General features: G+C 68.3%; 5 protein-coding genes. All 5 read right to left on the bottom strand.

Annotated features, from left to right (window positions below):
* Positions 1–1518: MCP four helix bundle domain-containing protein (locus AC3DEZ_RS13650; RefSeq protein ID WP_488388692.1), on the bottom strand; the 1518-nt coding region annotated here is incomplete at its 3' end.
* 212 nt (positions 1519–1730) lie between these two features.
* A complete protein-coding gene (locus AC3DEZ_RS13645) occupies positions 1731–2951 on the bottom strand; it encodes an OprO/OprP family phosphate-selective porin (protein WP_488388691.1) in 1221 nt (406 codons plus the stop codon).
* A gap of 89 nt (positions 2952–3040) precedes the next feature.
* The gene (locus tag AC3DEZ_RS13640) at positions 3041–5011 is read right to left on the bottom strand and encodes a chemotaxis protein CheA (protein WP_488388690.1); all 1971 of its coding nucleotides are present in this window, start codon (positions 5009–5011) and stop codon (positions 3041–3043) included.
* Between the two features lie 46 nt (positions 5012–5057).
* Positions 5058–5423 carry a response regulator gene (locus AC3DEZ_RS13635; RefSeq protein WP_141452570.1) on the bottom strand — a complete coding sequence of 122 codons (366 nt, stop codon included), beginning with the start codon at positions 5421–5423 and terminating at the stop codon, positions 5058–5060.
* Positions 5420–5731 (bottom strand): STAS domain-containing protein, encoded by a 312-nt coding sequence (locus AC3DEZ_RS13630; protein WP_488388689.1) that lies wholly within the window; start codon positions 5729–5731, stop codon positions 5420–5422. Before AC3DEZ_RS13630 ends, AC3DEZ_RS13635 begins: the two co-directional genes overlap by 4 nt.
* Positions 5732–6000 lie beyond the last annotated feature (269 nt).

Raw genomic sequence — 6000 nt, 5'->3', positions numbered from 1 at the left:
GGCCTGGCGGGCCGAGTCGGCGTTCTGGCGGACGGTGGAGGTCAGTTCCTCCATCGACGCCGCGGTTTCTTCCAGGTTGGCGGCCTGCTGCTCGGTGCGGCGGGACAGGTCGGCGTTGCCGGAGGCGATTTCGCCGGCGGCGGTGTTGATGGCGGTGGAGGCGTCCTGGATGCGCGAGACGATGTCGGTGAGCTGGGCGACGGTGGCGTTGGCGTCGTCGCGCATGCGGGCGAACACGCCGTGGAAGTCGCCGTCCATGCGGGTGGTGAGGTCGCCGCGGGCGATGGCCTGGAGCAGCTGCGACAGCTGGCCCAGGTTGGTGTCGCTGACCGTCATCATCGCGTTCAGGCCATCGATCATCAGCCGGAAATCATGCTCGAAGCGCTGCGCGTCGCCGCGCTGGGTGAAATCGCCGACCGCGGCCGCGGCGGCCAGGCGCTTGATCTCGCCATTGATCGCCGACAGGCTGGCCTTGGCGCGATCCATTGATTCGTGCAGCAGGGCGCGCTGGCCGGGCAGGCGACGCGCGTCCTGCGAGAGATCGCCCACCGCGTAGCGGTTGAGGATGGCGATGGCGTCGACGATGGCGTCCAGGTGCTCGAACATCATCGTGTTGATGCCGCGCGCCAGTTCGCCGTAGACACCCGGGAAATCCTCCGCCACCCGCTGCGAGATGTTCTCGCCGGCGTGCATGCGGACCATGTGCTGGGTCTCGTCGGAGAAGCGCCGCAGCATCTTCATCATTTCGTCGGTGGAGGCGAGCATCTGGCCCAGCTCATCCTGGTGGCCCCGCTCGACCTTCACCGACAGGTCACCGCGCGAGACCGCGTTGACCGCGCGCACCACCTGGCCAAGCGGGCCGGTGATCGAACGGGTGATGGCGATGCCCAGGAACACCGCCAGCAGCACCGCCGCGCCCAGGCCGATGCACATCGCCAGCACGGTGCGCGAATAGGCGCGCTCGGAAGCGGCGACTTCGCTGGCGAGGTTGTCCACGTTGTACTGGGACAGCGCCTTGAGCTGGTTGAACAGTTCGCGGCGCAGGAAGCGCGACTCGTCGCTGGAAATCGCCTGGGCGGTGGCGAAATCGTCGGCCATCACCGCGGCGGAGATGCGGTCGTGCGCCTCGAAGTACGCGGCCCGCGACTTCTTCACCTTCTCGTAGATCGCCTCTTCCTTGGCCGAGGACTGGGTCGGGATGGCATTGTAGGCCGCTTCCTCGGTATCGATCAGCTTGCGGGTGTCGACCAGCTTCTTCTCGTAGTCCGCGATTTCCTCGGCCTGGCCCTGCTTGGTCAGCTGCGACTGCTCATAGGTGCGGAATTCGCCGAGCTGGGAGCGCATTTCGCCCAGGTGCTGGACCGCGGGCATCCAGTTCTCGTTGACCGCGCGCATCTGCGCGTTGGCCACCGACAGCCGCCACAGCGACAGCGCGCCCAGCAGGATGGTGAGGATCACGGTGACGGTGAAGGCCACCGCCAGTTTGCGTGCGATCGGCAGATTGCGGAACCAGTTCATTGCTTGCTTCTCTCCAGGAAGAACGGTGCGCATGGCCTCCCCGTGTGGCCATGCGGCGATGACGGAATGTCACGCCACGGCTAGATGTCGTTACTAGCGGCGGCGGCGCGTCGAACTTGACGCCGCGTGGGAACCCGGGGCGAGGCCCGGCGTGGAATCGTGATCCGGGTCGTGGCGGTGGCGCCGACCCGGTCACCGATGATGTTGGATGCTCAGAAGTAGAACTGGGCGCGCAGCTGCAGTACCCGCGGATCGGCGCGCCGGCCCGCGCGGGTGGCGTCAACCCGGGTCAGGTTGGCCTGCAACCGGAAGTAGCGGTTGAGATAGGCGTTCACGCCCAGTGTCCAGTTGTTCTCGCGGCCACCGCGGATGCCGCCGTCGTCCAGATCGATGCGGCTGTGGCGCAGCAGCAGTTCCCAGGCGCCGTACGCGTGCGCGGGCACCGGATTGGCGACGTTGCCGGCGCTGTAGGTCCGCGATTCGCCGGTGAGCAGCCAGCTGCCGGCGACGTACCAGCCATCGGCCGAGTAGCCGGGAAGGCCGGCCTCGCGGGTGGTGTCCTGGCGCAGATACTCGCCCTGCAGCGACCACGCCCCCTCGACCCAGAGCGCTTCCACGCCCTCGCGGCGGATGCGATCCACCCGGTTCAGGCTGCCGGAATCGACCAGCCGCGCATCGGTGAGCGCCGCTTCCGGACGGGCGCGCCAGCGCACGCCGGGCAGGACGGTCTGGCCGCGTCCATTTACTTCGCTGTGCGGGTGTTCTTCCGACGCCGACAGACCCAGGTGCAGCACGTGCCCGGCCTGCTTGCGCGGCGTCCAGGCGACACGGCCAGCGAGAGTGGTGCCCGGATTGTTGCCCTGCAGATCGTTGCCGAAGAAGTAGCCGATGTTCCACAGGTAGGCGGAACGCTCGAACGCCCATTCGGCACCGACGCGGCGGCTCTCGTAGAACGCCTGGGTCGGCAGCGAGTTCTCCAGGAAGCTGCCGGCGCGGGTGGAGGTGTAGCCCTCGAAGCCCACCGGCAACTTGAACTGGCCCAGCCGCAGTTTGCCGGCGTCGCGGCCGAACAGCGCCTTGGTCTCCACGCGCAGCGCCACGTCCATCCAGGTATCGGACTGGAAGTCGTAGCTGGCGGCGAGGTCGTACACACCCTTGCGCTTGAGGGTGAAACCGAACTCCTTGCGGCGGAAGTCCTCGTCGTCCTCCAGCGTGGTGGCCGCGGTGCCGTAGCCATCGCCATCGAAGCGGTTCACGTCATAGGCATAGTTGCCGGTGGCGGCGAGCTCGGTGCCGTTGGCGAACACGAGGCGCGGTGGCCAGGCTTTGGGCTGGATGCCGGCATCGCCTTCGACGGCGAGCGCCGGCAGCGCGGAGGCCGCCAGCAGGGGGAGCAGGGCAAGGCGGAGACGGGTGATCGGGACGGATGTCATGGCGTGAAGTAATGGCGTACGCAGGGCGCGCACGGCCGCCGGGGCGGTCGCGCGCGGATGCGGGGTGGAAAATGGAATGAGGCGGGCGATCAGGCGGCTTGCGGCATCCGCAGCGATCGCACCAGTCCGCCCACGTCGACGATGAGGGCGACGCGGCCGTCGCCCAGGATGGTGGCGCCGGAGATCCCGTCCACGCGCCGATAGTTGTTCTCGAGGTTCTTGACCACGACCTGCTGCTGGCCGAGCAGCTCATCCACTTCCAGGGCCAGTTTCTGGCCGTCGCCCTCGACCACCACCACCAGCGGCTGCGCGGTGCGGGCGTGGCCGTAGCGATAGAACTGGTTGAGCGAAAGCAGCGGCAGGTACTCGCCGCGCACGCGCAATACGCGGCCTTCGCCGCCCAGCGTGCGCACGTCATCGGCCTGCGGCTGCAGTGCTTCCAGCACGTAGCCCAGCGGCAGGATCAGGGTCTCGTCGCCGACCGCCACGGTCATGCCGTCGAGGATGGCCAGGGTCAGCGGAAGCCGGATCACCACGCGGGTGCCGTGGCCGGCGCTGCTTTCCAGTTGCACTTCGCCACCCAGCGCCTGGATGTTGCGGCGGACCACGTCCATGCCGACGCCGCGGCCGGACAGATCGGTGACCGCTTCGGCGGTCGAGAAGCCGGGCTGGAAGATCAGATCCCAGACCTGCGAATCGGACGGATTGTCGGGCACGTTCAGGCCGCGCTCGGCGGCCTTGGCGAGAATGCGTTCGCGGTTCAGGCCGTGGCCGTCGTCGCTGACCTCGATGACGATGTGCCCGCCCTGGTGCGAGGCCGCCAGCGTGATCGTGCCGGTTTCGTCCTTGCCCGAAGCGCGGCGGGTATCGGGCATTTCCAGGCCGTGATCGATCGCGTTGCGCACCAGGTGCACCAGCGGATCGGCGATGCGTTCGATCAGGCCCTTGTCCAGTTCGGTGCCCTCGCCAATCGTGCGCAGGCGAACCTGCTTGCCCAGCCGCGAAGAGAGATCCCGTACCAGGCGCGGGAAGCGGCGGAACACCGCGTCCACCGGCAGCATGCGCACGCCGATCACCGCTTCCTGCAGATCGCGGGTATTGCGTTCCAGCAGATCCAGGCCGGCGAACAGGCGCTCGCACTGCGCCGGATCCAGCAGCCCGGAGACCTGCTTGAGCATGGCCTGGGTGATCACCAGTTCGCCGACCAGGTTGATCAGGCCGTCGATCTTGTCGACGCTGACACGGATCGAACTCTCGGCGGTGTCGCTGCCGCCCTGTGCGGGCGCGGTGGACGCGCCACCGCCGGTGGCGAGCGTGATCGCCTCCACCGGCGCGGGCGGCGCGGCGATCGCGGCGGGGATGGGCTGGATGTCCAGTTCGCAGTCGTCGGCGACCCAGGCGAAGGCTTCCTCTACGGCGCTGCGCGGCACGGCGCCGAGCAGGCCCAGATCCCAGGCCAGGTAGGCTTCCAGCGGATCCATCTGTTCGAAGCCGGGCAGGCGGTCCAGCCGGCAGGCGACTTCCAGCGGCGCCAGGTGTTCCAGTTCGCGCAGGATCCGCAGCGGATCGTTGCCGGTCATGAACAGCGAGGGCGCCGGGGTGAAGCCGATGCGCCAGCCTTCCGGCGCGGCGTCGTTCGCCGCCGGTGCGCTCGTCGCGGCCACGGCGCCGTCGCCGGACAGCACCGCGGTCAGGCGCGCGTGCACCTCCTTCACCGCCGCGGGATCGGCGGGCTGGCCGTGCTCGGCCTCGGCCAGCAGGCTGCGCAGCACGTCCACCGACGCCAGCATCGCGTCGATGGCGGGCGTGGCGACCTCGCGCTTGCCGGCGCGCAGTTCATCCAGCAGGGTTTCCAGCACGTGGGTCAGGCCGGCGACCGCGTCGAAGCCGAACGTGGCCGCGCCGCCCTTGATGGAGTGCGCGGCGCGGAAGATCGAGTTGATCAACTCGCCGTCGCGATTGCCCTGTTCCAGTTGCAGCAGGCCCGCTTCCATCGCTTCCAGCCCTTCGCGGCTTTCCTCGAAGAAGGTGGCGTGGAAGCGTTGCATGTCCATGTTCATCGGTGCGGAACCCGGGCGGCGTCAGGAAAGGATGGAAGAGGGCGGATCAGCCCAGGACTTTCTGGATGGTGGCGACCAGCTGTTCGGGATTGAACGGCTTGACCAGCCAGCCGGTCGCGCCGGCGGCCTTGCCCTCGGCCTTCTTGTCGGCGGCCGATTCGGTGGTGAGCATCAGCAGCGGGGTGAACTTGTAGTCCGGCAGCCCGCGCAGCGCGCGGATCAGCGCGATGCCGTCCATGTTGGGCATGTTGACGTCGGTGACCACGGCGTTGAAGCGCTGTCCCTGCGCGCGTCCCAGTGCGACCTGGCCATCCTCGGCCTCGTCCACGGCGTATCCGGCGGAACTCAGGGCGAAGGCGACCATCTGGCGCATCGAGGCCGAATCGTCCACCACCAAAATACGTGCGCTCATGCGGCGTTCTCCACAGTTTTCGAATCGTTGTTGTCGGAAGGGGAAAGACCCAGGCGGTCGGCCAGTCCCAGCAGGCGCGCGGCGTCGCGGAAGGCGGCGCTGCTGCCGGCGAAGGCGGTGGCGTGACCGGCCTGCTCGCGTTCGCGGAAAAAGGTGCACAGCACCTGCAGGCTGGCGGTATGCACGCGCTGCACGGTCCCGGCATCCAGCAGCAGGGGCTGCGGCTGGGCCAGGTGCGGCGCCAGTTGCTGCTTCAGATCGCTGGCGGCCTCGATGCCGAGGTCCGCGCCCAGGGGTACTGCGCTCATCATCGCTCCGATGGGTCGGTTCCTGCGTGGTATCGGCCGGACCGGGCAGGTCTTGAGCGGACGCGTGAAGAAGTGGGAAGTGCGTCGCGGCTTGGGGGGAATCCCGCTCCATGTGCCGGGGGAACGGACATGGCCCCCGTGATCAGCCATTCGGCTCTTGAAAGCGGAAAAGGGAGCGGGCGCGCGGCGGTCGACGGGGGATTGACCCGCCATTCGGCGGTTGAAAAGCGTTTGCTTTTGGCGCGAAAAGCAAATCCCCCTCGGTCCCC

This window comes from Pseudoxanthomonas sp. 134C1 (assembly GCF_057773065.1).
The sequence above is the reverse complement of the archived record's forward strand: the minus strand, read 5'-3'. Positions and strand labels throughout refer to the sequence as shown.